We start from the raw sequence: 24,479 nt of genomic DNA on the forward strand, positions 1-24,479 counted from the left end.
CACGCCCTGGAGGAACACCACCATGACCGACCTCACCACCGCCTCCGCCGACGACCGGAGCCTGCGCATCCTGTCCACCGGCGACCTGGCCGGAATCGACATATCCCTGGCCGATGTCGTCGAGACCGTCGAGGGCGCCTACCGCACCCTGCACGCCGGACAGTCCGACAACCCCCGCAAACTGACGGTCAAGCCCGCGGACGGGCACTCGGTCGCCTACGCGATGCTCGGCCGGGACGGCTCCCGCGACGTCGTCGCGATCAAGACCTCGTACAAGCACGGCCTGGACAAGGGCCGCGACGAGCAGCACTACTACACCTCCCTGACCGTCTACGACGACGTCACGGGACTGCCGTTGGCGATGATGGACTGCTCGCGCATCGGCTCGCTGCGCACCCCCGCGGTCTCCGCGCTGCTCGCCCGTGAGTGCGCGGCGCCCGGCGCGCGCAGCGCCCTGGTCATCGGCACCGGGACGCAGGGGCGGCTCGCGCTGCCGTTCCTGCTCACCACCCTGCCGGACCTCGACCGGCTGATGCTGTCCGGCACCCACCCCGAGGGCATCGCCGCGGTGCGCGAGCAGGTGCGGTCGTACTTCCCCGACCGTGAGGTGGAGGTCGTCACCGATCTAAGGGCCGCCGCGGGGGACGCCGACGTCATCGTGGCGACGGCGGGCGGGCACACCCCGGCCGCCGTCGAGGCGGACTGGCTGAAGCCCGGCGCGCTGTCCGTCCTCGTCGGTCACGGTCTCGCGCCGTCCACCCTGCACCGCGCCGACCGGGTCATCGCCACCAGCGAGGCCCAGATGAACGTCACCGGCACCGACATGGCGGACGCCGACGGCAAACTCCCCGCGGTCGACGCGGAGTTCCCGTCGGTGCTGGCGGGCGTGACGGCGGGACGCGGCTCGGCGACGGAGCGGATCTTCGCGTACAACAGCGGTCTGGTCGTCACCGACATCGCCCTCGGCCACCGGTTCGCACAGCTCGCACTGGCACAGGGGCTCGGTACGGAGGTGGCGCTGTGGCGGTGAGCGATGCCCCCTCCGCCGGTCCCTCGCTGCCCGCGCTGCCCGATCCCGCGACCGACGCGGTGCTGGGCAGCGGGCTGCTCGAAGAACTCTCCTACGCGTTCGGGGGGCCGTTCCACTTCCTGCTGCCCGACGCCTTCGACGCGAACCTGCGGGCGATGCGCGCGGCCCTCGACGAGGCGGGCGTGGACGGGTTCGTGTACTTCGCGAAGAAGGCGAACAAGGCCGCGGTGTGGGTGGAGCGCGCCGCGGCCGGGGGCGCCGGGGTCGACGTGGCCTCCCTCGGCGAGCTGCGGGAGGCGCTCGGGCACGGGATGCGCGGCGAGCACCTCGTCGTCACCGGACCCGCCAAGGACGACCTGCTGCTGCGCCTCGCGGTCCAGCAGGGCGCGTTGATCGCCGTGGACTCGCTGGACGAACTCGACGCGCTCGTCACCACCGTGGTGAGCGGGCGGGTCCGGCCGGCCCGGGTGCTGCTGCGGTGCCTGCCGGGCACCCAGCCGCACAGCCGGTTCGGCATGGACGACGCCGAGTTGGCCACCGCCCTCAACCGGTGCGTCCAGGCGGGCGAGGCGGTACGCATGGAGGGCTTCAGCTTCCATCTGTCCGGATACGCCGTCCAGGCGCGGGCCGATCTCGCCGGGCGGCTGCTCGAACTGTGCCTCAAGGCCCGCGTGCTGGGCCTCGAGGCGAGCCGGATCAGCATCGGCGGCGGGCTGCCGGTCGCTTACACCGACGCCGACAGCTGGCACACCTTCCTGGGCGAGCAGCACGGCGAGCAGTACCACGCGGGCCGGACCTTCGACCCCGCGGACTTCTACCCGTACCACTCCCCCGTCGCCGGAGCGGACGCGCTGCGCGCCCTGCTCGCCGCCCGCCCCGAGGGGTACGACCAGAGCCTCGCCGCCATGCTGAACGACTCCGGAGTGGTCCTGCTGCTGGAGCCCGGACGGGCGCTGCTCGACAAGGCGGGCGCGAGCGTGTTCCGGATCCAGGGCGTCAAGGAACGCGACGGGTACCGGCTGCTGACCGTGGACGGCACGAGCCTGAGCCTGTCCGAGCAGTGGTTCAACAGCGAGTACCTGCCCGAGCCGCACCTGCTCTCGCTCGGCGCGGTCGCCCCCGTGGGCACCTACCCGGCGGCCGTGGGCGCGGCCACCTGTCTGGAGTCGGACATGCTCACCTGGCGGAAGATCCCCTTCCCCCGGCGGCCACGCGCCGGCGACCTGCTCGTCTACCCGAACACGGCCGGCTACCAGATGGACTCCAACGAGTCGCCCTTCCACGACCTGCCCCTGCCGCCCAAGGTCGTCATCGACCACACCGAGCGCCCCCGTCCGCGCTGGCGCCTCGACCGCCACTTCGCCTGACCCTCCCCACATGCCTGACCCGACCTCACCTGCCTGACCCGACCTCACCTGCCTGACCCTCCCCACACGCCCGACACCCCACGTCGCCCGACACCCCACGTCGCCCGACTCCTCCAGGAGCCTTCGCATGCCCGGAGCACTTCAGCGCCCCGCCGTGGTCTCCCGCGTCTCCGACCTCATCGGATACACCCCTCTCCTCGAACTCGCCGCCACCGAGACCGGCAGCCGACTGCTGCTGAAGCTGGAGATGTTCAACCCGACCGGCACCGCCAAGATCCGGATGGCCCGGCAGATGATCACCGACGCCGAGGAGCGCGGCGAACTGCGCCCCGGCGGCCGGATCATCGAGTCGACCTCCGGCAACACGGGCCTCGGACTCGCCGTCGTCGCCGCCGAGCGCGGCTACACCTTCACCGCCGTCGTCGACCACCACGCCAGCGCCGACAAACTGCGCGCCATGAAGGCCATGGGCACGGAACTCGTGTACGTCGACGACGGCGGCTCCGAGGAGCTGGCCACCGCCGCGCGCGAGGAACTCGCCGAGGAGATGGCACGCGGCCAGGACAACACGATCTTCACCGAGCAGCACAACAACCCCAGCAACGGCGTCGGCTACTTCCCCGTCGCTCACGAGCTCCACGAGGCGCTCGACGGCAGGCTCGACGTGCTCGTCGGCGCGGTCGGCACCGGCGGCGGCCTCTGCGGCACGGCACGTGAACTGCGTACGCTCATACCCGACTTCACGACGATAGGCGTCGAGCCCAAGGGATCGATCGCGTTCGGCGGCCCCGCGCACGACTACTACCAGTCCGGTACCGGCACCCCCGAGGGCGCCGAGATCGGTGCGCTCGTCGACTTCGGGCTCATCGACGAGGGCGTCAAGGTCGGCGACGTCGAGGCGTTCGCCACCTGTCGTGCCGTGGCCCGGACCGGACTGCTCATCGGCGGCTCGGCGGGCGGTGTCGTGCACGAGGCGCTGACCCGGCTCGCCGCGCTGCCGCCGGGCACGACTATGGTCGCGCTCGTCAACGACGGCGGGGAGAAGTACCTGGACACGGTGTTCAACGACGACTGGATGCATGCCCGCGAACTGCTCGCTCCCGCGACCGAACGGGAAATCGACGAGCTCCTCACCAAACTCCGCAGGAACCGATGACCCTCATGCCGACCACTCTCCTCCGTGACAGCCGCGCGCTCGCCACCCTCGCCGTGCCGCTCGTCCTCACCCAGCTCGCCCAGGTCGCGCTGACCACCACCGACACCGTGATGATGGGCCTGCTCGGCACCCGGGAGCTCGCCGCCGGCGGCCTGGCCATCGTGATCTTCAACCAGTTGCGGACCATGGGCGTCGGCCTGGTCACCTCCGTGGGCAACCAGATCGCCGCCGCGGCGGCCCGCGCGGAGAACGCCACCGAGGCCGCGCAGGGGAAGGCACGCGAGGACGTCCGCGGGATCGTCCGGGCGAGTCTGGCCGTGGCCACACTGGCCGGTGTCGCCGGGGCCGTCCTCATGATCCTCGTCGGCCGGTGCCTGGGCCTGCTCGGGCAGGACGCGGCGGTCGTCGACAGCGCCCGGACGATGCTGTTCGCGCTGGCGCCCGGACTGCTGCCCTGTCTGTGGTTCCAGGCCATCCGCCAGTTCACCGTCGGGATGCGGCGCCCGCAGGCACTGCTCCAGATCACCGTGGCGTCCATCGCCGTGAACGCCGGCCTCAACTGGGTGCTGATCCACGGAACTTGGGGCCTGCCGAAGCTCGGCCTCACGGGCATCGGCGTCGCCACGTCCACCGTGTACCTGCTGTCCTTCCTCGCCCTGTACGTCTCGGCGCGGCGGGACGCCGAACTGGCACCGCTGCTCAGCCTGAACATCGCCAAGGCCGACCCGGCGACGGTCGGGCGTCTGGTGGGCCTCGGTGTCCCGATCGCGGCCACCTACGGCTCGGAGGCCGGGTTCTTCTCGCTCACCGCGCTGATGGCCGGCTCCTTCGGGCCGGCCGCGCTGGCCGCGCACACGGCCGTCAACCAGCTCGTCTACATCGTCTTCCAGGTGGCGGTCGGTCTCTCCCACGCCGCGTCCATCAACGTCAGCCGCGAACTCGCCCTCGGGCGCGTCGACGACGCCCGGCGCATCAAGAACACCGCGCTGGCCTGTGCGGCGGCCGTGATGACGGTGGTCGGCGTCGTCTACGTCACGCTCCCGGGTCTGGTGCTGGCCCCGTTCCTGGACTCGGGCTCCGACCGGGCACTCGACATCGCCACGCACCTGCTCATGGTCACCGCGTTCCTCCAGTTCTTCGACTGCGCGCAGAACATCGGTGTCGGACTGCTGCGCGGCCTCGACGACACCAAGAGCGGTTTCCGGATCACGCTGATCGGCTACTGGGCCGTCGGGCTGCCCGCCGCCTGGCTGGGGGCCTACCCGCTCGGCCTCGACACCGTCGGCATCTGGCTCGGTCTGCTCACCGGCCTCGCCACCACCGCCGTACTCCTGCTGCGCCGCTACTCGGCGTCCCTCACCGCCCGCACCGCCGTCGCTCCGGCGCCGGCTCCCGCCTGACCGAGTGGGGGTGCCGTCGTGCCGCGGACCTCGAGGGCAGGGGTGGTGAGGACGACCTCGCCCGGGCGGGAGGGGTCGGCGATCCGGTCGAGCAGACACTGCGCGGCACGGCGGCCGACGTCATGGCCGGCGCTGTCCACGGTGGTGAGCCACAGGTGCCGCAGCCGGGAGAGGTAGGTGTTGTCGTAGCCGACGAGGGAGAGGTCGCGCGGCACCTGGAGACCGAGTTCCTCGGCGGCCGAGAGGGCGCCGACGCAGGCGATGTCGTTGAACGCGAAGACGGCGGTGGGCCGTTCGCGGGCGCTGAGCAGCCGGACCGTGGCACGGTAGCCGCCCTCCTCGGTCAGGTCGCCCTGTTCCACGACCGCCTCCGCGGCCAGTCCGTGCTCGCGCATGACCGCCTCGAAGCTGCGGCGGCGCAGCTCACCGACCGTCCCCCGCCCAGCGATGTGCGCGATCCGGCGGTGGCCGAGGCCGATGAGATGCTCGGTGGCCAGGCGGGCGCCGCGCTCGTCGTCGTTGGCGACGACGTCGACACCGGGCAGCTCGGGCTCCCGGGCGCCCGCGACCACGGTGGGAATCTGCCCGGCCGCCGTCCGCAGCGCCTCGGCGGCCGGCAGGGTGCCGACGGCGATCAGACCGTCGACACGCAGGTCCACGAAGGTACGGGTGAGGTCCTCGCCCAGGCGCCGGTTGAGATGGCCGTCGGCGAGCAGCATGTGCAGGCCCGAGTCGTGCAGCCGGGAGTTCAGACCGTCCAGCAGCTCCACGAACCAGGGGTTGCGCATGTCGTTGAGGAGCACCCCGACCGTACGGGTGCGCCGCTCGCTGAGACTGCGCGCCGCCGCGTTGGGCCGGTAGCCGAGCTCCTCGACGGCGGCCAGCACGGCCTGCCGCTTCTCGTCACGGACCTGGTCGGAGCCGCGCAGCACGAGGGAGACCAGCGACTTCGACACTCCGGCCCGCTCGGCGACATCGCGAATCGTCGGTGCTCTCATGGTCTGCGTGGCTCCATTCCTGGACCGTTCCATACGACGGGCGAGCTTGTCAAAGGGCTTGACACGCACTGCAGGGGCCTTCAATGTGAGCCGGGAAATTGTTGGACCGGTCCAAAGAGGGGCAGTCATGGTGCAGACGCTCGGCGTTGCCGTCGTGGGGTTCGGCTGGATGGGACGGGTGCACACCCAGGCGTACGCCCGCGTGCCCCACCACTTCCCCGGGCTGTCCCTGCGACCCGAACTGGTCGCCGTCGCCGACGAGGTACCGGGCCGGGCGGAGGAGGCCGCGGCCCAGTACGGCTTCGCCGCCGCCCACCGCGACTGGCGCGAGGTGGCCGCCGATCCCCGGGTCCGGGCGGTGAGCATCGCCGCGCCGAACTTCCTGCACCGCGAGATCGGCCTCGCCATGGCCGAGGCGGGCAAGCACATCTGGATCGAGAAGCCGGTGGGACTGACCGCCGAGGACGCCCGAGCCGTGTCGGACGCGGTCACCAAGGCCGGGGTCCAGGGCACGGTCGGCTTCAACTACCGGGGCGCGCCCGCCGTCGCCGCCGCCCGCGAACTGATCGCCTCCGGCGAGATCGGCACCGTCACCCATGTCCGCATCCGGCTGTTCAGCGACTACGCGGCCCATCCCGAGGGCGCTCTGACCTGGCGCTACGAGCGGGAGCGCGGCGGCAGCGGCGTCCTCGGCGACCTGGCCTCGCACGGCGTCGACCTGGCGCGCTTCCTGCTCGGCGAGATCGAGGCGCTGACCGCCGACACCGCGATCTTCCTGCCTCGCCGGGCCCGCCCGACCGGCGCCACCGCCGGTCACACCCGCGCGACGGGCGGCGAACTGGGCCCGGTGGAGAACGAGGACTACGTCAACTGTCTGCTGCGCTTCGCCTCCGGTGCGCGGGGCGTGCTGGAGGCCTGCCGGGTCTCGGTCGGCGAGCAGAACAACTACGGCTTCGAGGTGCACGGCACCAAGGGCGCGGTCTTCTGGGACTTCCGGCGCATGGGCGAACTGGGCGTCAGCAGGGGTACGTCGTACCAGGACCAGCCCGTCAGCACGGTGTACGTAGGCCCCGGGGACGGCGAGTACGCGGCCTTCCAGCCGGGTTCCGCGAACAGCATGGGCTACGACGACCTCAAGGTCATCGAGGCCCACCACTTCCTGCGGTCGATCGCCGAGAACACCCCGTACGGCGCGACGCTGGCCGACGCGGTGCACAGCGCGGCCGCGCTGGACGCGATGTCCCGCTCCGCCGAGCAGGGCACGTGGGTGCCGCTGGCATGACGGGGCGGTCGCGACGGCCGGATCGGTCATCGCGACCATGCGGGAAGGCCTCTGGGCGACTTTCTGTTATCGGCCGCGTTCCACGGCGTCTCCTGTGCGTAGGCATCCCCGGGCACCGAGCGTTAAGGAACCACGTCAGTGACAGCACAGATCAGTCGCCGGAACATGCTGAAGATCGCCGGTGCCGCCGCGGGCGCCACCGTGGCCGGCACCGCCCTCGCGGCGCCCCCGGCCATGGCGGCGGACGGTGCCTTCGCGCACCCCGGGATGCTGCACACCCGGGCCGATCTGCAGCGCATGGCGACCCGGGTGAAGGCCGGCGCGGAGCCCTACACGGCCGGCTTCGCCAGGCTGACGGCCAACCGGCACGCCCAGAGCACCTGGACGGCCAACCCCCAGGCGACCGTCTACCGCGGCTCGGGCACGCCCGAGAACTACGTCACGCTCTACAACGACATCCACGCCGCCTACCAGAACGCCCTGCGCTGGCACGTCACGGGCATCACCGCGCACGCCGACACCGCCCGCGACATCCTCAACGCCTGGTCGGCCAGGCTGACGAGGCTCGACGGCAGCGCCGACCGGTTCCTCGCCTCGGGGCTCTACGGCTACCAGTTCGCCAACGCCGCCGAGCTCGTCCGCGGTCACGACGGCTTCGAACTGGCCCGGTTCCAGAAGATGATGCTCGACGTCTTCCACCCGTTGAGCGAGGACTTCCTCGCGCACCACAACGGCTCCTACATCACCAACTACTGGGCCAACTGGGACCTGACGAACATCGCCTCCGTCCTCGCCATCGGCATCCTGTGCGACGACCACGCGAAGGTCGACCGCGCCGTCGAGTACTTCAAGCACGGCGCGGGGATGGGCTCCGTCAAGAACGCCATCCCGGTCGTGTACGCCGACGGCCTCGCCGAATGGGTCGAGGCCGGCCGCGACCAGGGTCACGCCCTGCTGGGCGTCGGCCTGATGGGCACCATCTGCGAGATGGCCTGGAACCAGGGCATCGACCTGTACGGCTACGACGACAGCCGCTTCCTCAAGGGCGCCCAGTACGTCGCCAAGTGGAGCCTCGGCGGAGACGTGCCCTACACCTCGAACACCCGGAAGAAGGGCGCGCCCGGCATCTGGTCGGGTTCGGAGACGGCGTCCACGGCGGCGGCCGTCGACCCGGCCATGGCCCGGCCGATCTGGGCCATGATCGCCAACCACTACACCAAGCGCCGGGGGCTGGACGCGCCGCACCTCACGAAGATCGCGGCCCGGTTCGCGCCCGAGGGCGGCGGCGGGGACTACGGCCCCAACAGCGGCGGCTACGACCAACTCGGCTTCGGCACCCTGGCGTTCACCCGGCCCCGGGCCACCGCCGCAGAGGCGACGGCGTCGCCGACGCCCACTGCCGGTGGGTCCGGCACGTCGCCCTCCGGCGCCGCGTCCGGCGCGTCACCCTCCGGCGGCGCGTCCGCCACGCCCTCCTCCTCCGCGAGCCCCCTCGGCGGGAAGGGCGGCGACCTGGCCGCCACCGGTTCCTCCGACCTGCCGGCCTGGACCGCCGCCACCGGCGTCGCCGCCCTCGCGGGGGGCTTCCTCCTGCTGCGCCGCCGCGACCGGGCCCGCCGCGACACCGGGGAGTGACGGACAGGGAAGTGACGGGCGGGTGAGTGACGGGCGGGCGGGCGCCCGTCGGTCGCGGCGCGCTCAGGTACGGAGCAGCAGCTGGAACTCGAAGGCGTACCGCGAGGAGCGGTAGATGTGGGTGCCGTACTCGACCGCGCGGCCGGTGTCGTCGTAGGCCGTGCGCTGCATGGTGAGCAGGGCGGCGCCCGCCGGTTCGTCCAGCCGCTCGGCCTCCTCCGGCGAGGCGGAGCGGGCGCCCACGGACTGGCGGGCGCTGTGCAGGGTGATCCCGACGGCACGCATCATGCGGTACAGGCCGGTCGACTCCAGCCGGGCGGTGTCGACGTCCAGCAGCCCTTCCGGGATGTAGTTGCACAGGGCCGCCACGGGCCGGTCGTGGGTGAGGCGCAGCCGCTCCACACGGTGCACCGCGCCGCCCTCCGCGATGCCCAGGGCCGCCGCGACCTCGGCGGACGCGGGCTCGACCGCGTTGTGCAGCACCTGGGTCGTGGGACGCTGTCCGGCGTTCTCCAGGTCGTCGTAGAGGCTGCTGAGTTCCAGCGGGCGTTTGACCTGGCTGTGCACCACCTGGGTGCCCACGCCCCGGCGGCGGACCAGGAAGCCCTTGTCGACCAGGGTCTGGATGCCCTGACGGACGGTGGGGCGGGACAGGCCGAGGCGGCCCGCGAGCTCGACCTCGTTGCCCAGCAGGCTGCCCGGGCTCAGCACACCGCGCTCGATCGCGGCCTCCAGCTGTTGCGCGAGCTGGTAGTAGAGCGGTACGGGGCTGTTGCGGTCCAGCGCGAAGTCCAGGCCCACGGGCATCACGGCCGCTGCTCGTGGGGTCCGGGCGGTCCGGCGGACAGGAACCCTTGCCATCGCATCGTCCTGACGGTCGGTCCTGAGGGCGGCCGGTGCGGGAGTCGAGGAGATCCGTCCCCGCACCGGCCGCCACTGCGAGTCAGGAGTGGCTGGGGAAGCCGAGGTTGATGCCCGCGTCGGCCGGGTCGGGCCACCGCGTGGTGATCACCTTGCCCTGGGTGTAGAAGGCGATGCCGTCGTTGCCGTAGATGTGCAGGTCGCCGAAGAGGGAGTCCTTCCAGCCGCCGAAGGAGTGGTAGCCGACCGGCACCGGGATCGGCACGTTGATGCCGACCATGCCCGCCTGGACCTCCAGCTGGAAGCGGCGGGCGGCGCCGCCGTCCCGGGTGAAGATCGCGGTGCCGTTGCCCCAGCGGGAGGCGTTGATGAGCTTGATGGCGTCGTCGTAGGTGTCGGCGCGCACCACGCACAGCACCGGGCCGAAGATCTCGTCCTTGTACGCGTCCGCCGTCACCGGGACCTTGTCGAGCAGCGAGACACCGAGGAAGAAGCCGTCCGCGCACTCGGGGTGTCCGTCGACGGAGTAGCCGGTGCCGTCGACGACGACCTCGGCGCCCTGGGCCGCCGCGCCAGCGACGTACGACGCCACCTTGTCGCGGTGCTCGCGCGTGATCAGCGGGCCCATCTCGGAGGCGGGGTCGTCGCCGGGGCCGATGCGCAGGTTCTTCGCCCGCTCGGCGATCTTGCCGACCAGCTCGTCGCCGGTGTCGCCGACCGCGACCACGACCGAGACCGCCATGCAGCGCTCGCCGGCCGAGCCGTAGGCGGCGTTGATCGCCTGGTCGGCGGCGAAGTCCAGGTCGGCGTCGGGCAGGACGAGCATGTGGTTCTTGGCGCCGCCCAGCGCCTGTACGCGCTTGTCGTGCTCGACGCCCTTGAGCTGGATGTACTTGGCGATGGGCGTGGAGCCGACGAAGGAGACCGCGACGACGTCCGGGTGCTCCAGGAGACGGTCCACCGCGACCTTGTCGCCCTGCACGATGTTCAGCACACCGTCCGGCAGCCCTGCCTCGGAGGCCAGCTCGGCGAGCCGGAAGGAGGCCGACGGGTCCTTCTCGCTCGGCTTGAGCACGAAGGCGTTGCCGCAGGCGATGGCGAGCGGGAACATCCACATCGGCACCATGGCCGGGAAGTTGAACGGCGTGATGCCGGCGACGACACCCAGCGGCTGGCGGATCGAGGCGACGTCGACCCGGGTCGAGACCTGGGTGGACAGCTCGCCCTTGAGCTTGTCCGCGATGCCGCAGGCCAGCTCGACGATCTCCATGCCGCGGGCGACCTCGCCGAGCGCGTCCGAGTGCACCTTGCCGTGCTCGGCGGTGATCAGCTCGGCGATCTCGTCGCGGTGCGCGTCGAGCAGTTCGCGGTACTTGAAGAGGATCGCCGTGCGCTTGGCGAGCGAGGCGCTGCCCCAGCTCTCGTACGCCGCCTTGGCGTTGGCGACGGCGGCGTCCACCTCGTCGACCGAGGCGAAGCCGACCTGCTTCTCCTGGGCGCCGGTGGCCGGGTTGTAGACGGGGCCGAAGCGTCCGGAGGCGGACTCGACGGGCTTGCCGCCGATCCAGTGGGTGATGGTCTTCATGGTGCGGGGGCCTTTCGGTGGCGGGGCAGGCGAAGAGGTCGGGATCAGAGGTGGCGGCGGCGGTCGGCGACGTGGCCGTCGTACCGTTCACGGGCACTCGACGCGGCGTCGCGGGAGGCGACTTCGGCGACGGGTACGTCCCACCAGGCCTCGGCGGGTGGAGCGGTGGGCGTCGGGTCGGTCTCGACGTACACGCAGGTCGGCCGGTCCGAGGCGCGTGCCGCGGCCAGGGCGTCGCGCAGTTCCCGTACGGTCTTGGCGCGGATGACGTCCATGCCGAGGCTCGCGGCGTTGGCGGCGAGGTCCACCGGGAGCGGGGCTCCGGAGAACGTGCCGTCGGCGGCGCGGTAGCGGTAGGCGGTGCCGAAGCGTTCGCCTCCGACCTCCTCGGAGAGACCGCCGATGGAGGCGTAGCCGTGGTTCTGGATCAGGACCAGGTTGACGGGCAGGCCCTCCTGGACGGCGGTGACGATCTCGGTGGGCATCATCAGATAGGTGCCGTCGCCGACCAGCGACCAGACGGGTGTGCCGGGGGCCGCCTGCTGGACGCCGATGCCGGCCGGGATCTCGTAGCCCATGCAGGAGTAGCCGTACTCCAGGTGGTACTGGCGCGGGCCGCGCGCCCGCCACAGCTTGTGCAGGTCACCGGGGAGCGAGCCGGCCGCGTTGATGACCACGTCGTCGTCGCCGACGACGGCGTCCAGGGCGCCGAGGACCTGTGTCTGGGTGGGAACGGCGGAGTCCTCCGCCCGGTAGGCGGCCTGGACGACCTCCTCCCAACGCGCCTTGCCCGCGCGGTACTCGGCCTCGTACGCCGCGTCGACCCGGTGGCCGGACAGCCCCTCCGTCAGCGCCTCGAGCCCCGTCCGCGCGTCCGCGACCAGCGGCCGGGCGGCGAGCTTGTGGGCGTCGAAGGCGGTGATGTTGAGGTTGACGAACCGCACGCCCGGCTGCTGGAACAGCGTGTTCGAGGCGGTGGTGAAATCGGTGTAGCGGGTGCCGACCCCGATGATCAGGTCGGCGGTGCGGGCGATGTCGTCGCTGACCGCGGTGCCGGTGTGGCCGATGCCGCCGAGGTCGGCGGGGTGGTCGTGACGCAGGGAGCCCTTGCCCGCCTGGGTGGAGGCGACCGGGATGCCGGTGGCGTCGACCAGGGCCTTGAGCGCTGCCTCGGCCTCGCTGTGGTGCACTCCCCCGCCGGCGACGATCAGGGGGCGCCCGGCGGCGCGGATCGCCTGTACGGCTTCGGCGAGTTCGCATGGATCGGCGACGGGACGGCGTACGTGCCAGACGCGCTCGGCGAAGAACTCCTCCGGCCAGTCGTACGCCTCCGCCTGCACGTCCTGCGGCAGGGCGAGGGTGACGGCACCGGTGTCGGCCGGGTCCGCCAGCACCCGCATCGCGTTCAGCGCGGCCGGGATCAGCATCTCCGGGCGGGTGATCCGGTCGAAGTAGCGGGAGACGGGGCGCAGTGTGTCGTTGACGGAGACATCGGCCTCGACGGGGTGTTCCAGCTGCTGGAGCAGCGGGTCGGCGGAGCGCGTCGCGAAGTAGTCGCCGGGCAGCAGCAGCACCGGCAGGCGGTTGATCGTCGCGAGGGCGGCGCCGGTGACGAGGTTGGTGGCGCCGGGACCGATGGACGTGGTCACGGCCTGCGCGGAGAGGCGGTTGAGCTGGCGGGCGTAGCCGACCGCCGCGTGCACCATGGACTGCTCGTTGCGGCCCTGGTGGAAGGGCATGGTGTCCTCGCCGGCCTCCAGGAGTGCCTGGCCGATGCCCGCCACATTGCCGTGGCCGAAGATGCCCCAGGTGCCGGCGATCAGCCGGTGGCGTACGCCGTCGCGCTCGCTGTACTGCGCGGACAGGAAGCGCACCAGCGCCTGGGCTGCCGTCAGGCGACGGGTGGTGGTGCTCATCAGGACCTCTCGGGGGCGGTGTAGAGGGGCAGGCGGGGGTCGACCGGCCGCTCCGGCCAGGTGTCACGGATCCAGGCGTGGTCGGGGTGGTCGCAGATCAGCCAGGCGCGGTCGGTGCCGGGGCCCGCCATGACGTTGAGGTAGTACATGTCGTGGCCGGGCACGGCCATGGACGGCCCGTGCCAGCCGTCGGGGATGAGGACGACGTCGCCGTCGCGCACCTCGGCCAGCACATCGGTGTGGGCGCCGTTGCCCGAGGGCGAGACGCGCTGGTAGCCGAGGCCGGGTGTGCCCTCGTGGGGGGCGAACTCGAAGTAGTAGATCTCCTCGAGTTCGGACTCCTCGCCGGGCCGGTGCTCATCGTGCTTGTGCGGCGGGAAGGAAGACCAGTTGCCACCTGGGGTGATCACCTCGACGGCGATCAGCTTGTCGCACTCGAAGACCCCTGCGGCGCCGAAGTTGTTGACCTGGCGGGAGCAGGAGCCGGTGCCGCGCAGTTCGACGGGGACGGCGGAGGCGGGCCCGTAGCGGGCGGGCAGCCGGCGGGTGCAACGGGCGCCGGTGAGCGCGAACCGGCCGCCGTCGCGCGAGGCGATCGAGACCTGGGCGTCGCGGGGCACGTACGCGAAGTCGCTCACCCCGCTGAAGACGCTCTCGCGCCCGGCGAGCCGGAACGTGTCGCCGCCGACCGCGACGGTGCAGCCACCCGAGAGCGGGAGCACGATCCACTCGCTGTCGCCGGTGTCGAAGGCGTGCCAGCCGCCGGCGGGCAGTTCGAGCACCCGCAGGCTGGAGTGGCCCCAGCCGGCCGACTCGGGAGTGACGTCCACCGCGTAGACGTCGGCGGCGGCCTTGCCCGCGGGCAGATGGTGCGTGGTGGTCATCGGGAGGGGCTCCTCTACGGGAATCAGAGCGGGCCTTCGGGAGGCGGCGAGTCGGCGCGGGCGGGTGGGAGTCAGAGCAGGCCGACCGCGGTGTCCACCGCGGTCTCCACGCTGCCCTCGGCGGGGTAGAGCAGCGAGCGGCCCACGACCATGCCCTGGACGGTGGGCAGCCGCAGGGCCTTGCGCCATCTCTCGTACGCGCCCTCCTGGTCGCCGCCGACCTCGCCGCCGAGCAGCACGGCGGGCAGGGTGGAGGCCTCCAGCACCCCGGCCATGTCGTCGGGGTCGTCGGTGACCGGGAGCTTGAGCCAGGTGTAGGCCGAGGTGCCACCGAGGCCGGAGGCGATGGCGATGGACCGGGTGACGGCCTCGGCGCTCAGGTCGTTGCGGACCTTGCCGTCCACCCGGCGGGATATGAACGGCTCGACGAACAGCGGCAGTCGGCGGGCGGCCATGTCGTCGATGGCGCGCGCGGTGGTCTGCAGGGTCTCCAGGGAGCCCGGGTCGTCGTAGTCGATGCGCACCAGCAGCTTTCCGGCGTCGAAGCGCAGCCGCTCGATGTCCTGGGCGCGGTGGCCGGTGAAGCGGTCGTCCATCTCGAAGGACGCGCCGGACAGGCCGCCGCGGTTCATGGAGCCCATCACGACCTTGTTCTCCAGAACGCCCAGGAGCAGCAGGTCCTCCAGGATGTCGGCGGTGGCGAGCACCCCGTCCACCCCGGGCCGGGCCAGCGCGACGCAGAGTCGTTCGAGGAGGTCGGCGCGGTTGGCCATGGCCAGGCGGTGCTCGCCGACGCCGAGCGCGCCGCGCGCGGGGTGGTCCGCGGCCACGATCATCAGGCGGCCGCTGTCGCCGATCAGCGGGCGGCGGACCCGGCGGGCGGCCGCTTCGGCGATGGCCTCCGGATGCCGGGCGCGTACCGTGGCGAGGTCGGGGATGCTGATGCTCAAGACAGGCTCCGTTCAGGGGGTGGCGGCGGTCAGCCGCGCGCGAGGAGGCCCTCGACCTCGGACTCGGTGGGCATCGCGGAGGAGCAGGCGAGACGGGAGGCGACGAGCGCGCCGGCCGCGTTGGCGTACCTGATGCTCTTCTCCAGCTCCCAGCCGGACAGCAGACCGTGGCAGAGCGAGCCGCCGAACGCGTCTCCGGCGCCGAGGCCGTTGACGACCTCCACCGGGACCGGCGGGACCTCGGCGACGGTGCCGTCGCGGTGGACGGCCAGGACTCCCTTGGGGCCCTGTTTGACGACGGCGAGTTCCACACCGGCCGCCAGCAGGGCTTCGGCGCAGGCGCGGGGTTCGCGTACGCCGGTGGCGATCTCGCACTCGTCGAGGTTGCCGACGGCGACGGTGGAGTGCCGCAGCGCCTCGGCGTAGTACGGGCGTGCCTCGTCCGGGTCGGACCAGAACATGGGCCGCCAGTCGAGGTCGAAGACGGTGGTGCCGGACTTGGCGCGCGCCTTCAGTGCGGCGAGCGTGGCGGAGCGGCTGGGCTCCTCGCTCAGGCCGGTGCCGGTGATCCAGAAGATGCGGGCCGCGCGGATCGCGAAGAAGTCCAGCTCGTCGGTCCGGATCTCCAGGTCGGGCGCCTTGGGCAGCCGGTAGAAGTAGAGCGGGAAGTCGTCCGGCGGGAAGATCTCGCAGAACGTGATCGGCGTGGGATAGGCGTCGACGGGTGTGACCCAGCGGTCGTCGACGCCGAACTCCTTGAGCGCCTGGTGGAGATAGGTGCCGAAGGGGTCCTGTCCGGTGCGGGTGATCACCGCGGTGGACCGGCCCAGGCGTGCGGCGGCCACCGCGACGTTGGCCGCCGAGCCGCCGAGGAACTTCCCGAAGGACTCGACCTGCGCGAGCGGCACACCCGTCTGCAGGGGATACAGATCGACGCCGATGCGTCCCATGGTGATGACGTCCAGGGACTCGGCGTCGAAGGATTCAGCGGACTCAGGCATGCGTGACGCTCCTGATGCGTGGGATGCGGGCAACGGGGCGCCCGGTGCCTCTTAGGTGTAGGACCCACGGCCCTTCCCTGTCAAGACTTTGTACTGACATTCGGACCTGCTCAGGAAATGATGTCTTAACAAAGTATTGACAGGGGGGTGCGTCAGGGACTTGTATCCCGTCCCAACGAAGCAGCCGAGTCACCCGCATCGACCCGGACGTCCTGTCCGAGCTCCGCACGGGCCCAGCGCCCCGGCGCCGTCCCGTTCCCTTTCCCCTGTCGCACAGTGAGGTGCTGGAAAGATGGACCGCACGTTTCACCCCCGTACCCGCAGAATCGCCCCCTTCGTCGCGACCGCGGCAGCATCCATGCTGCTGATAGCCGGCTGTTCCAGCAGCTCCGGCGGAAAGAAGGCGGAGGAGAGCGGGGCGGCGGTGTCGGCCGGCAAGGCCAGCACGCCCCGCATGACAGTCGCGCTGGTCACCCACCAGGCACCCGGCGACACGTTCTGGGACATCGTCCGCAAGGGCGCCGAGGCAGCCGCGGCCAAGGACAACGTCAAGCTGATCTACTCCGCCGACCCGAACGCGGGCAACCAGGCCAACCTGGTCCAGAACGCCATCGACCAGAAGGTCGACGGCATCGCGATCACCCTGGCCAAGCCGGACGCCATGAAGGACGTCGTGAGCAAGGCGACGTCGGCCAAGATCCCCGTGGTCGGCCTCAACTCGGGCGTCAGCGACTGGCAGAAGCTGGGTCTGATGGAGTTCTTCGGCCAGGACGAGACGGTGGCGGGTGAGGCGCTGGGCAAGAGGCTGAACTCGGAAGGCGCGAAGAACGCCGTCTGTGTGATCCAGGAGCAGGGCAACATCGGACTCACCCAGCGCTGCGACGGAGTGAAGAAGACCTTCAGCGGCAAGACGGAGACCCTGTACGTCAACGGCACCGACATGCCGTCCGTGAAGTCGACGATCACCGCCAAGCTCAAGCAGGACAGCGCCATCGACTACGTCGTCACCCTCGGCGCCCCGTACGCCCTGACCGCGGTGCAGTCGGCGGGCGACGCCGGCAGCAAGGCGAAGATCGCCACGTTCGACCTCAACAAGGACCTGACCGGCGCCATCAGCAAGGGCACGATCCAGTTCGCGGTCGACCAGCAGCCCTACCTCCAGGGCTACCTGGCGGTCGACTCGCTGTGGCTCTACAAGACGAACGGCAACTACAGCGGCGGCGGCGAGCAGCCGATCCTGACCGGCCCGGCCTTCGTCGACAAGTCCAACGTCGACGCCGTCGCCCAGTTCGCCGCGAAGGGCACCCGGTGATGCGCATGGCCCAGCAGGCTGAGCCGGCGGTGACCACACCGCCGGCCCCCGGCCCCAAGGAGACCGACGGGCGGACCGCGCAGCGCTCCCTGACGCTGCGGCTGCTCGCCCGGCCCGAGGTCGGCGTCTTCCTCGGCGCCGTCGCGGTGTTCGTCTTCTTCCTGATCGCGGCGCCGTCGGTGCGCTCGGGCAGCTCGATGGCGACCGTCCTCTACCAGTCGTCGACGATCGGGATCATGGCACTGCCCGTGGCCCTGCTGATGATCGGCGGCGAGTTCGACCTGTCGGCCGGTGTCGCCGTGATCACCTCGGCTCTCACCGCGAGCATGATCAGCTACCAACTGACCATGAACGTCTGGGTGGGCGTGATCGTCGCGCTCATCGTCTCGCTGGCGGTCGGCGCGTTCAACGGCTGGATGATGGTCCGCACCGGGCTACCGAGCTTCCTGGTCACTCTCGGCACGTTCCTGATCCTGCAAGGCGTCAACCTCGCGGTGACCAAGCTGATCACCGGGAACGTGGCGACCGACGACATCAGCACCATGGACGGGTTCGACCAGGCGAAGAAGGTCTTCGCCTCCTCCTTCGACGTCGGCGGCGTCCAGGTGAAGATCACCGTCGTGTGGTGGCTGGTCTTCGCCGCCATCGCCACCTGGGTCCTGCTCCGCACCAAGTACGGCAACTGGATCTTCGCCGTCGGCGGCAACCAGGACAGCGCCCGGGCGGTCGGCGTACCGGTCACCTTCACCAAGATCACGCTCTTCATGATGGTCGGCTTCGGCGCGTGGTTCATCGGCATGCACCAGCTGTTCTCCTTCAACACCGTGCAGTCCGGCGAGGGCGTCGGCCAGGAACTCATCTACATCGCCGCGGCGGTGATCGGCGGCTGTCTGCTGACCGGCGGCTACGGCTCCGCGATCGGACCGGTCTTCGGTGCCTTCATGTTCGGCATGGTCAACCAGGGCATCGTGTACGCCGGTTGGAACCCCGACTGGTTCAAGGCCTTCCTCGGCGTGATGCTGCTCGGCGCCACGCTCATCAATCTGTGGGTCCGCCGCGCGGCGACCCGGAGGTGAACCGACCCATGACAACCAACGGATCCGGACCCGCCGGCGCCATCCTCCCGGACGCCCCGCCCGAGGACGGCACCGCCCCGATCGTCGAACTGCGCGGCGCCGGGAAGGCCTACGGCAACATCCGTGCCCTGCACGGAGTCTCCCTCGCCGTCCACCCCGGCCAGGTGACCTGCGTCCTCGGCGACAACGGCGCCGGCAAGTCCACCCTCATCAAAATCATCTCCGGCCTGCACCAGCACACCGAGGGCGAGTTCCTCGTCGACGGCGTCCCGGTACGCTTCTCCACCCCGCGCGAGGCCCTCGACAAGGGCATCGCCACCGTCTACCAGGACCTCGCCACCGTCCCCCTCATGCCGGTCTGGCGCAACTTCTTCCTCGGCTCCGAGATGACCAAGGGCCCCTGGCCGATCCAGCGCCTCGACATCGACCGCATGAAGAAGACCGCGGACGAGGAACTGCGCAACATGGGCATCGTCCTCGACGACCTCGACCAGCCCATCGGCACCCTCTCCGGCGGCCAGCGCCAGTCGGTGGCCATCGCCCGCGCCGTCTACTTCGGCGCCCGCGTGCTGATCCTGGACGAGCCGACCGCCGCCCTCGGCGTCAAGCAGTCCGGCGTGGTCCTGAAGTACATCGCCGCCGCCCGCGACCGCGGCCTGGGCGTCATCTTCATCACCCACAACCCGCACCACGCGTACATGGTCGGCGACCACTTCAGCGTGCTGCGCCTCGGCACCATGGAACTCAGCGCCGCCCGCAGCGAGGTCAGCCTGGAAGAGCTGACCAACCACATGGCCGGCGGCGCCGAACTCGCCGCGCTCAAGCACGAACTGGCCCAGGTCCGAGGCGTCGACGTCGAGGAACTCCCCGAGGCGGAGGACCTCAAAGCGCCCGTGGCGGCCACTCCCGAAGGGACCTCCTGACATGACCGCTCCCCTGGACCGCATCCGGGTCGGCTCCGCGCCGGACTCCTGGGGCGTCTGGTTCCCCGACGACCCCCAGCAGGTGCCCTGGGAACGCTTCCTGGACGAGGTGTCCGAGGCGGGCTACTCCTGGATCGAACTCGGCCCTTACGGCTATCTGCCGAGCGACCCGGCCCGGCTCACCGCCGAGATCGACAAGCGCGACCTGAAGGTGTCGGCCGGTACGGTCTTCACCGGGCTGCACCGCGGACCGTCCGTCTGGGACGCCACCTGGGAACACGTCAGCGAGGTCGCCGCGCTCACCCAGGCCATGGGCGCGAAGCATCTGGTGGTCATCCCGTCCTTCTGGCGGGACGACAAGACCGCCGAGATCATCGAGCCGCCCGAGCTGACCGCCGAGCAGTGGGCCCACCTGACCAAGGGCATGGAACGGCTGGGCCACGAGGTCAAGGAGACCTACGGCCTCGACATCGTCGTCCACCCGCACGCGGACACGCACATCGACACCGAGGACCACGTCGAGCGCTTCCTCGACTCCACCGACTCCGACCTGGTCAACCTGTGCCTGGACACCGGGCACTACGCCTACTGCGGCGGCGACAGCGTCAAGCTCATCGAGACGTACGGCGAGCGCATCGGCTATCTGCACCTCAAGCAGGTCGACCCGGCGATCCTCGCCGACGTCGTCAAGAACGAGGTGCCGTTCGGTCCCGCCGTGCAGCGCGGCGTGATGTGCGAACCCCCCTCCGGCGTACCGGAGTTGGAGCCCGTGCTGGTGGCCGCCCAGCGTCTGGGCGTGGACCTGTTCGCCATCGTCGAGCAGGACATGTACCCCTGCGAGCCGGACAAGCCGCTCCCGATCGCCGTACGCACCCGCAAGTTCCTGCGCTCCTGCGGCGCCTGACCCGTCCGGCATCCCCGCCCGCATCCGCCGGCACCCGGATGTCCGCTCCGTGAGGCGGCCTCGTCAGCCCGACGAGGCCGCCTCAGGCGTGTCGGGGTGTCGTTCGGATCACCCCCTAGCCGAGAATGCCCTTGGTCTCCAGGTACTCGTGGAAGCCGAACTCGCCCCACTCCCGCCCGTTGCCGCTCTTCTTGTATCCGCCGAACGGGCAGCCGAAGTCGAACGCGTCGTTGATCGCGACCCATCCCGCCCGGATGCGACGCGCCACGGCACGCGCCTTCTCCAGGTCCGCGCCCGCCACATAGCCGGCGAGACCGTACTCGGTGTCGTTCGCGATCTCGACGGCGTGGTCGACGCTGTCGTAGCCGAGGATCGTCACCACCGGCCCGAAGATCTCCTCGCGGGCGACGGTCATGTCGTTGGTGACCCGGGCGAAGACGGTGGGCTTCACGTAGTAGCCCCTCTCCAGCCCGTCCGGGCGTCCCGGGCCGCCGGCCACCAGGGTGGCGCCCTCGTCGATGCCCTTCCGGATCAGCGCCTGGATCCTCTCGAACTGGGCCCCCGAGACCACCGGTCCCATCACGAAGTCGCCCTGGGGGTCGCCCACGGTGATCCCGGACGCAGTCCGCCGGGCGATGGCGATGGCTTCGTCCATCCGGGCGGCGGGGACGAGCATCCGTGAGGGCGCGCTGCACGTCTGCCCGGAGTTGCCCATCATGGTGGCCACGCCCTTGCCGACGTTCTCGGCGAAGGCCTCGTCGTCGAGCACGATGTTCGGGCTCTTGCCGCCGAGTTCCTGGGTCACCCTCTTCACCGTGGGCGCGGCGTTCCTCGCGATGTCGATGCCCGCGCGCGTCGAACCGGTGAAGGAGATCATGTCGACGTCCGCGTGACCGGCGAGCGGCACCCCCACGCCGGGGCCGTCGCCCTGGACGAGGTTGAACACACCGGCCGGAACACCCGCGGCATCCAGGATCTCGGCGAAGACCTGCCCGGTGAAGGGCGACTTCTCCGACGGCTTGAGCACCATGGTGCAGCCGGTCGCCAGCGCCGGGAACACCTTCACCGCCATCTGGTTCATGGGCCAGTTCCACGGGGTGATCAGACCGCAGACGCCGATCGGCTCCTTGACGACCAGTGTGGCGCCGCGTTGCTCCTCGAACACGAAGTCCTTCAGTACCGCGATCGCCGTGCTCAAGTGCCCGGATCCGAGGCCCACTTGGAAGCCTCCCGCGAGTGCGGCCGGCGCTCCCATCTCCTCGGTCAGCGCCGCGGCGAGGTCACCGGCCCGCTTCTGGTACTCGTCGAGGATGTTCTGGAGTACCTCGACCCGCTCCGCGCGCGTGGTCGTCGACCAGCCGGGGAAGGCCCGCCGGGCCGCCGCGACCGCCCGGTCGACGTCGGCCGCCGAACCGAGGGCCACCTTGCCGCAGACCTCCTCGGTCGCGGGATTCACGACCTCGAAGGTCCCTGCCCCGGCCGGATCGGTCCACTGGCCGCCGATGTAGAACTTCACATACTCCCGCATGGTCACTGCGTCCCTTCCGCGTACCAGGTCCGGAACTCGTCGTAGCTCGGCATCTCTTCCGAATTCGCCTTGGGGTCGACCGCGACGTGCACGACTCCCGGCCTGCCACTGGCGTAGGCGCGCTTGACGGCGGGGGCGATGTCCTCGTCGCGCTCGACGTACTCGCCGTGGCAGCCGAAGCCTTCGGCGACCTTGTCCAGGCGCGTGTTCTTGCTCCAGTGCACGCCCGTCTCCAGCGACCCCTGGCCGAAGGTGCGCTTGTAGACGCCCACTTCGAGGCCCCAGGCGTAGTCGACGCCGACGACGCACACGAGCGGCAGGTTCAGACGTGCGGCCGTCTCCAGTTCGGCGATGTGGAACTGGAACGACGAGTCCCCGGTGATCAGCATCAGGGGCCGCTTGCCGCCCTCCGCCACCGAGGCGCCGATCGCGTAGGGAAGTCCCGTGCCCAGATGGCCGAAATTCTGGTTCCACATCACGTCATGGGGCTTGGCCTGCGAGTACGTCCAGCCGAAAATGGTCGTGGCGCCGCCGTCGCGGACCATGATGCCGTCCTTCGGGAAGACCTTGGTCGCCTCGACGATCAGTCGTGCGGGATGCACGGGGGACATGCCGGAAGGTGCCGTCTCCGCGAGCTCCGCCAACCGGGCCGCGTCCTGTGTGATCCAGCCCGCGAGCTCCGGGGACGCGGTACGCGGTGTGGCCTCGAGCGCGTCGACGAGCTGCGGGACGACCGCCCGCAGGTCACCCACCAGCGGGACGTCGACCGCGCGGTTCACGCCGATGGCCTGGGGATCCTGCTCGACGAGGATCCACCTGCGGTTCGCCTCGTTCGCGACCCAGTGGCGCCCGCGTCCGTAGTGGACCGGCTCGCCGAGTTCGGTGCCGATGGCCAGACACAGGTCGGACTTGACCACCGCGTCGATCGCCGCCGCCGAGAAGCCGTAGGGGAACGTACGGTCCTCGAGTCCCGCGATGTACGAGGTGCCGCCCGACGTCTGGATGACGGGGCAGGCCATCGCCTCGGCGAGGGCCCTGACCGATTCCCCCGCACGGGCGGTGTGAACTCCGTGCCCCACGAGCAGAATCGGCTGCTTGGCCGCGCGGATGAACGCGACGGCCTCGGCGACCTTGTCCGGGCCGGCCGTCTGGCCCACCAGGCGATAGGCCTCGGGCGGCAACGCCGGGGGTACGTCGAGGTCTTCCTGGATCACATGGGAGGGGTACTCGATGTAGACGGGGCCCGGTGTCCCCGACAGTGCCTTGCGCAGGCCCTCGCGGATCACCTCGTCGGTCTGGTCGGCGTACTCGATGCTCGCGGAGTACTTGACCGAGGGTTCGAACAGGGCGGCCTGCTTGACGAACTGGATGCGACCGCGGCGCACCCGTTGTTCCGTGATCCGGGCGCGCTGGCCGCCCAGGAAGACGACCGGTGAGTTCTCGACCTTGGCGCACATCATGGCGCCGGCCAGGTTGGCGACCCCCGGGCCCAGCGTGCCGATGCACACCGCGGCCTTGCCGGTCATGCGCGAGACCGCCTCCGCCATGAAGCCGGCGGACTCCTCGTGGTGCGGGGCGACCACGTTCCAGCCGCGCTCCTCGGCAAGGTGGAACATGTGGACGAAGTTCGGGTCGGGTATGCCGAAGATGGTGTTGATGCCCTCGGCCTCGAAGAGCTCGAGGATGCGTGCGAAGACTTTCGTCAACGTGTTACCCCTTCACTGTGCCTGGCCATCGCGAAGCTGTTGCGGATGTGGTCGACGTGGGCCGAGGGGACGACGGGGAGGATCCAGGGCTCCTTCGTGTCGCGGATGGCGGCGAGTTCCTCGCCGACTCCCTCGATCGACCACGCGGGCCGGTACACGCCTGGGGTCTCGGCGACGAAGGCCCGCGCCACCCGGCCGGCGATCGACACCAGCATCTCCCCGGTGATCGAGCAGGACTCATGCGCCAGCCAGCCCACGACCGGAGCCGTCAACTCCGGTCCCATCGGCGGATAGGCAGAGGTGTCGATGCCCTCGGCCATCCTCGTCACGGCGCCGGGGACGATGACGTTGCACTTCACGCCCGCGGCGGCGCCCTCCAGGGCGACCACGTTGGACAGCCCGATCATCCCCGCCTTGGCCGTGCCGTAGTTGGCGACGCGGTGGTTGCCGTACAGGCCCCCGATCGACGAGGTCAGCACGACACGGCCGTAGCCCGCCTCGCGCATCAGCGGGAACGCGGGCCGTACGACATGGAAGGCGCCCCGCAGATGGACGTCGAGGACGGCGTCGAAGTCCTCGTACGTCATCTCGGTCAGCGGCGCCGAACGGACGATGCCGGCGTTGTGGACGAGGACGTCGATCCGGCCGTAGTGGTCGAGCGCCGACTCGACGACGGCCCGGCCGCCCTCGGCCGTCGCCACCGACTCGGTGCACGCGACGGCCTCACCACCGGCCGCCGTGATCTCCCGGACCACCTCGTCCGCGGGACCGGTGTCGCCGCCGTCCCCGGTCAGGCTCCCGCCCGGGTCGTTGACGACGACCTTCGCTCCCTTCGCGGCGAGCAGCAGGGCGTAGGCGCGCCCCAGCCCCCGGCCGGCGCCGGTGATCACGGCTACGCGATCGTCGAATCTGAGTTCGGGCATGAGGTGTTCCTCTCGCGGGGCGCGCGGTGCGGGACGGGGCGA

The 24,479-nt window shown here is 70.9% G+C and carries 20 protein-coding genes; 10 read left to right on the forward strand and 10 right to left on the reverse strand.

Annotated features, from left to right (window positions below):
• The first annotated feature begins 22 nt into the window (after positions 1–22).
• The 4 genes from FNV62_RS08525 to FNV62_RS08540 all read left to right on the forward strand — a co-directional run bounded on the left by FNV62_RS08525 (position 23) and on the right by FNV62_RS08540 (position 4,953).
• Positions 23–1,030: an ornithine cyclodeaminase gene (locus FNV62_RS08525; protein WP_097283320.1), complete on the forward strand. Its 1,008-nt coding sequence runs from the start codon at positions 23–25 to the stop codon at positions 1,028–1,030.
• On the forward strand, positions 1,021–2,397 hold the full coding sequence (locus FNV62_RS08530; protein ID WP_143607285.1) for an alanine racemase: 1,377 nt from the start codon (positions 1,021–1,023) through the stop codon (positions 2,395–2,397). Before FNV62_RS08525 ends, FNV62_RS08530 begins: the two co-directional genes overlap by 10 nt.
• A gap of 127 nt (positions 2,398–2,524) precedes the next feature.
• Positions 2,525–3,553, forward strand: a complete 1,029-nt coding sequence (locus FNV62_RS08535; RefSeq protein ID WP_143600533.1) for a cysteine synthase family protein — start codon at positions 2,525–2,527, stop codon at positions 3,551–3,553.
• 5 nt (positions 3,554–3,558) lie between these two features.
• Positions 3,559–4,953 carry an MATE family efflux transporter gene (locus tag FNV62_RS08540; protein ID WP_143600534.1) on the forward strand — a complete coding sequence of 465 codons (1,395 nt, stop codon included), beginning with the start codon at positions 3,559–3,561 and terminating at the stop codon, positions 4,951–4,953.
• Here the strand turns inward: FNV62_RS08540 and FNV62_RS08545 are convergent.
• Entirely contained in the window at positions 4,896–5,951 is a 1,056-nt protein-coding gene (locus tag FNV62_RS08545; protein ID WP_143600535.1) for a LacI family DNA-binding transcriptional regulator, read from the reverse strand. The two genes, FNV62_RS08540 and FNV62_RS08545, sit on opposite strands and share 58 nt — an antisense overlap.
• A gap of 127 nt (positions 5,952–6,078) precedes the next feature.
• Here FNV62_RS08545 and FNV62_RS08550 point away from each other — a divergent pair, with 127 nt between their 5' ends.
• Complete coding sequence (locus FNV62_RS08550) at positions 6,079–7,233, forward strand: Gfo/Idh/MocA family protein (RefSeq protein ID WP_097283323.1); 1,155 nt, start codon at positions 6,079–6,081, stop codon at positions 7,231–7,233.
• A 165-nt stretch (positions 7,234–7,398) separates the two neighbouring features.
• Complete coding sequence (locus FNV62_RS08555; protein ID WP_144316439.1) at positions 7,399–8,868, forward strand: alginate lyase family protein; 1,470 nt, start codon at positions 7,399–7,401, stop codon at positions 8,866–8,868.
• A 63-nt stretch (positions 8,869–8,931) separates the two neighbouring features.
• Here FNV62_RS08555 and FNV62_RS08560 read toward each other — a convergent pair whose 3' ends face one another.
• From FNV62_RS08560 to iolC, 6 genes are all read right to left on the reverse strand, one after another.
• Positions 8,932–9,675: a GntR family transcriptional regulator gene (locus FNV62_RS08560; protein ID WP_248282599.1), complete on the reverse strand. Its 744-nt coding sequence runs from the start codon at positions 9,673–9,675 to the stop codon at positions 8,932–8,934.
• 136 nt (positions 9,676–9,811) lie between these two features.
• Positions 9,812–11,314 carry a CoA-acylating methylmalonate-semialdehyde dehydrogenase gene (locus FNV62_RS08565; RefSeq protein WP_143653754.1) on the reverse strand — a complete coding sequence of 501 codons (1,503 nt, stop codon included), beginning with the start codon at positions 11,312–11,314 and terminating at the stop codon, positions 9,812–9,814.
• Between the two features lie 44 nt (positions 11,315–11,358).
• Complete coding sequence (gene iolD / locus FNV62_RS08570) at positions 11,359–13,230, reverse strand: 3D-(3,5/4)-trihydroxycyclohexane-1,2-dione acylhydrolase (decyclizing) (protein ID WP_144315003.1); 1,872 nt, start codon at positions 13,228–13,230, stop codon at positions 11,359–11,361.
• On the reverse strand, positions 13,230–14,114 hold the full coding sequence (gene iolB, locus FNV62_RS08575) for a 5-deoxy-glucuronate isomerase (RefSeq protein WP_060901932.1): 885 nt from the start codon (positions 14,112–14,114) through the stop codon (positions 13,230–13,232). Before iolB ends, iolD begins: the two co-directional genes overlap by 1 nt.
• A gap of 71 nt (positions 14,115–14,185) precedes the next feature.
• Positions 14,186–15,064, reverse strand: coding sequence for a deoxyribose-phosphate aldolase (locus FNV62_RS08580; protein WP_097283329.1), 879 nt, complete (start codon positions 15,062–15,064; stop codon positions 14,186–14,188).
• Between the two features lie 29 nt (positions 15,065–15,093).
• Complete coding sequence (gene iolC / locus FNV62_RS08585) at positions 15,094–16,065, reverse strand: 5-dehydro-2-deoxygluconokinase (protein ID WP_143600539.1); 972 nt, start codon at positions 16,063–16,065, stop codon at positions 15,094–15,096.
• A gap of 292 nt (positions 16,066–16,357) precedes the next feature.
• Between iolC and FNV62_RS08590 the strand changes: the two genes are divergently transcribed.
• Genes FNV62_RS08590 through FNV62_RS08605 form a run of 4 tightly spaced genes read left to right on the forward strand, consistent with a single transcriptional unit; the run spans position 16,358 to position 20,280 of the window.
• A complete protein-coding gene (locus FNV62_RS08590; protein ID WP_097283331.1) occupies positions 16,358–17,377 on the forward strand; it encodes a sugar ABC transporter substrate-binding protein in 1,020 nt (339 codons plus the stop codon).
• On the forward strand, positions 17,377–18,453 hold the full coding sequence (locus FNV62_RS08595; protein ID WP_164331640.1) for an ABC transporter permease: 1,077 nt from the start codon (positions 17,377–17,379) through the stop codon (positions 18,451–18,453). The genes FNV62_RS08590 and FNV62_RS08595 overlap by 1 nt, the downstream gene beginning before the upstream one ends.
• Before the next feature lie 8 nt (positions 18,454–18,461).
• Positions 18,462–19,376, forward strand: a complete 915-nt coding sequence (locus tag FNV62_RS08600; RefSeq protein ID WP_097288771.1) for an ATP-binding cassette domain-containing protein — start codon at positions 18,462–18,464, stop codon at positions 19,374–19,376.
• A 1-nt stretch (position 19,377) separates the two neighbouring features.
• On the forward strand, positions 19,378–20,280 hold the full coding sequence (locus FNV62_RS08605; protein WP_060899598.1) for a sugar phosphate isomerase/epimerase family protein: 903 nt from the start codon (positions 19,378–19,380) through the stop codon (positions 20,278–20,280).
• Between the two features lie 115 nt (positions 20,281–20,395).
• Here FNV62_RS08605 and FNV62_RS08610 read toward each other — a convergent pair whose 3' ends face one another.
• From FNV62_RS08610 to FNV62_RS08620, 3 genes are read right to left on the reverse strand one after another with little or no spacing between them, the layout of a single operon-like run.
• Positions 20,396–21,808, reverse strand: coding sequence for an aldehyde dehydrogenase family protein (locus FNV62_RS08610; RefSeq protein WP_143653756.1), 1,413 nt, complete (start codon positions 21,806–21,808; stop codon positions 20,396–20,398).
• 2 nt (positions 21,809–21,810) lie between these two features.
• Positions 21,811–23,514, reverse strand: a complete 1,704-nt coding sequence (locus tag FNV62_RS08615; protein WP_143612590.1) for a thiamine pyrophosphate-binding protein — start codon at positions 23,512–23,514, stop codon at positions 21,811–21,813.
• Positions 23,511–24,437: an SDR family NAD(P)-dependent oxidoreductase gene (locus tag FNV62_RS08620; protein ID WP_143600542.1), complete on the reverse strand. Its 927-nt coding sequence runs from the start codon at positions 24,435–24,437 to the stop codon at positions 23,511–23,513. Before FNV62_RS08620 ends, FNV62_RS08615 begins: the two co-directional genes overlap by 4 nt.
• Positions 24,438–24,479 lie beyond the last annotated feature (42 nt).

Origin of the sequence: Streptomyces sp. RLB3-17 (assembly GCF_007113425.2) — a bacterium.
Lineage (GTDB): Bacteria > Actinomycetota > Actinomycetes > Streptomycetales > Streptomycetaceae > Streptomyces > Streptomyces mirabilis_D.

Bases quoted from the DNA above. Each gene is read 5' to 3' on its own strand.
- FNV62_RS08540 (WP_143600534.1), top strand. From the start codon at position 3,559: ATGCCGACCACTCTCCTCCGTGACAGCCGCGCGCTCGCCACCCTCGCC.
- FNV62_RS08620 (WP_143600542.1), bottom strand. From the start codon at position 24,437: ATGCCCGAACTCAGATTCGACGATCGCGTAGCCGTGATCACCGGCGCC.
- iolC (WP_143600539.1), bottom strand. From the start codon at position 16,065: ATGCCTGAGTCCGCTGAATCCTTCGACGCCGAGTCCCTGGACGTCATC.
- FNV62_RS08565 (WP_143653754.1), bottom strand. From the start codon at position 11,314: ATGAAGACCATCACCCACTGGATCGGCGGCAAGCCCGTCGAGTCCGCC.
- FNV62_RS08605 (WP_060899598.1), top strand. From the start codon at position 19,378: ATGACCGCTCCCCTGGACCGCATCCGGGTCGGCTCCGCGCCGGACTCC.
- FNV62_RS08525 (WP_097283320.1), top strand. From the start codon at position 23: ATGACCGACCTCACCACCGCCTCCGCCGACGACCGGAGCCTGCGCATC.
- FNV62_RS08600 (WP_097288771.1), top strand. From the start codon at position 18,462: ATGACAACCAACGGATCCGGACCCGCCGGCGCCATCCTCCCGGACGCC.
- FNV62_RS08535 (WP_143600533.1), top strand. From the start codon at position 2,525: ATGCCCGGAGCACTTCAGCGCCCCGCCGTGGTCTCCCGCGTCTCCGAC.
- FNV62_RS08595 (WP_164331640.1), top strand. From the start codon at position 17,377: ATGCGCATGGCCCAGCAGGCTGAGCCGGCGGTGACCACACCGCCGGCC.
- FNV62_RS08555 (WP_144316439.1), top strand. From the start codon at position 7,399: ATGCTGAAGATCGCCGGTGCCGCCGCGGGCGCCACCGTGGCCGGCACC.
- FNV62_RS08560 (WP_248282599.1), bottom strand. From the start codon at position 9,675: ATGCCCGTGGGCCTGGACTTCGCGCTGGACCGCAACAGCCCCGTACCG.
- FNV62_RS08590 (WP_097283331.1), top strand. From the start codon at position 16,358: ATGGACCGCACGTTTCACCCCCGTACCCGCAGAATCGCCCCCTTCGTC.
- FNV62_RS08545 (WP_143600535.1), bottom strand. From the start codon at position 5,951: ATGAGAGCACCGACGATTCGCGATGTCGCCGAGCGGGCCGGAGTGTCG.
- FNV62_RS08550 (WP_097283323.1), top strand. From the start codon at position 6,079: ATGGTGCAGACGCTCGGCGTTGCCGTCGTGGGGTTCGGCTGGATGGGA.
- iolD (WP_144315003.1), bottom strand. From the start codon at position 13,230: ATGAGCACCACCACCCGTCGCCTGACGGCAGCCCAGGCGCTGGTGCGC.
- FNV62_RS08610 (WP_143653756.1), bottom strand. From the start codon at position 21,808: ATGCGGGAGTATGTGAAGTTCTACATCGGCGGCCAGTGGACCGATCCG.
- iolB (WP_060901932.1), bottom strand. From the start codon at position 14,114: ATGACCACCACGCACCATCTGCCCGCGGGCAAGGCCGCCGCCGACGTC.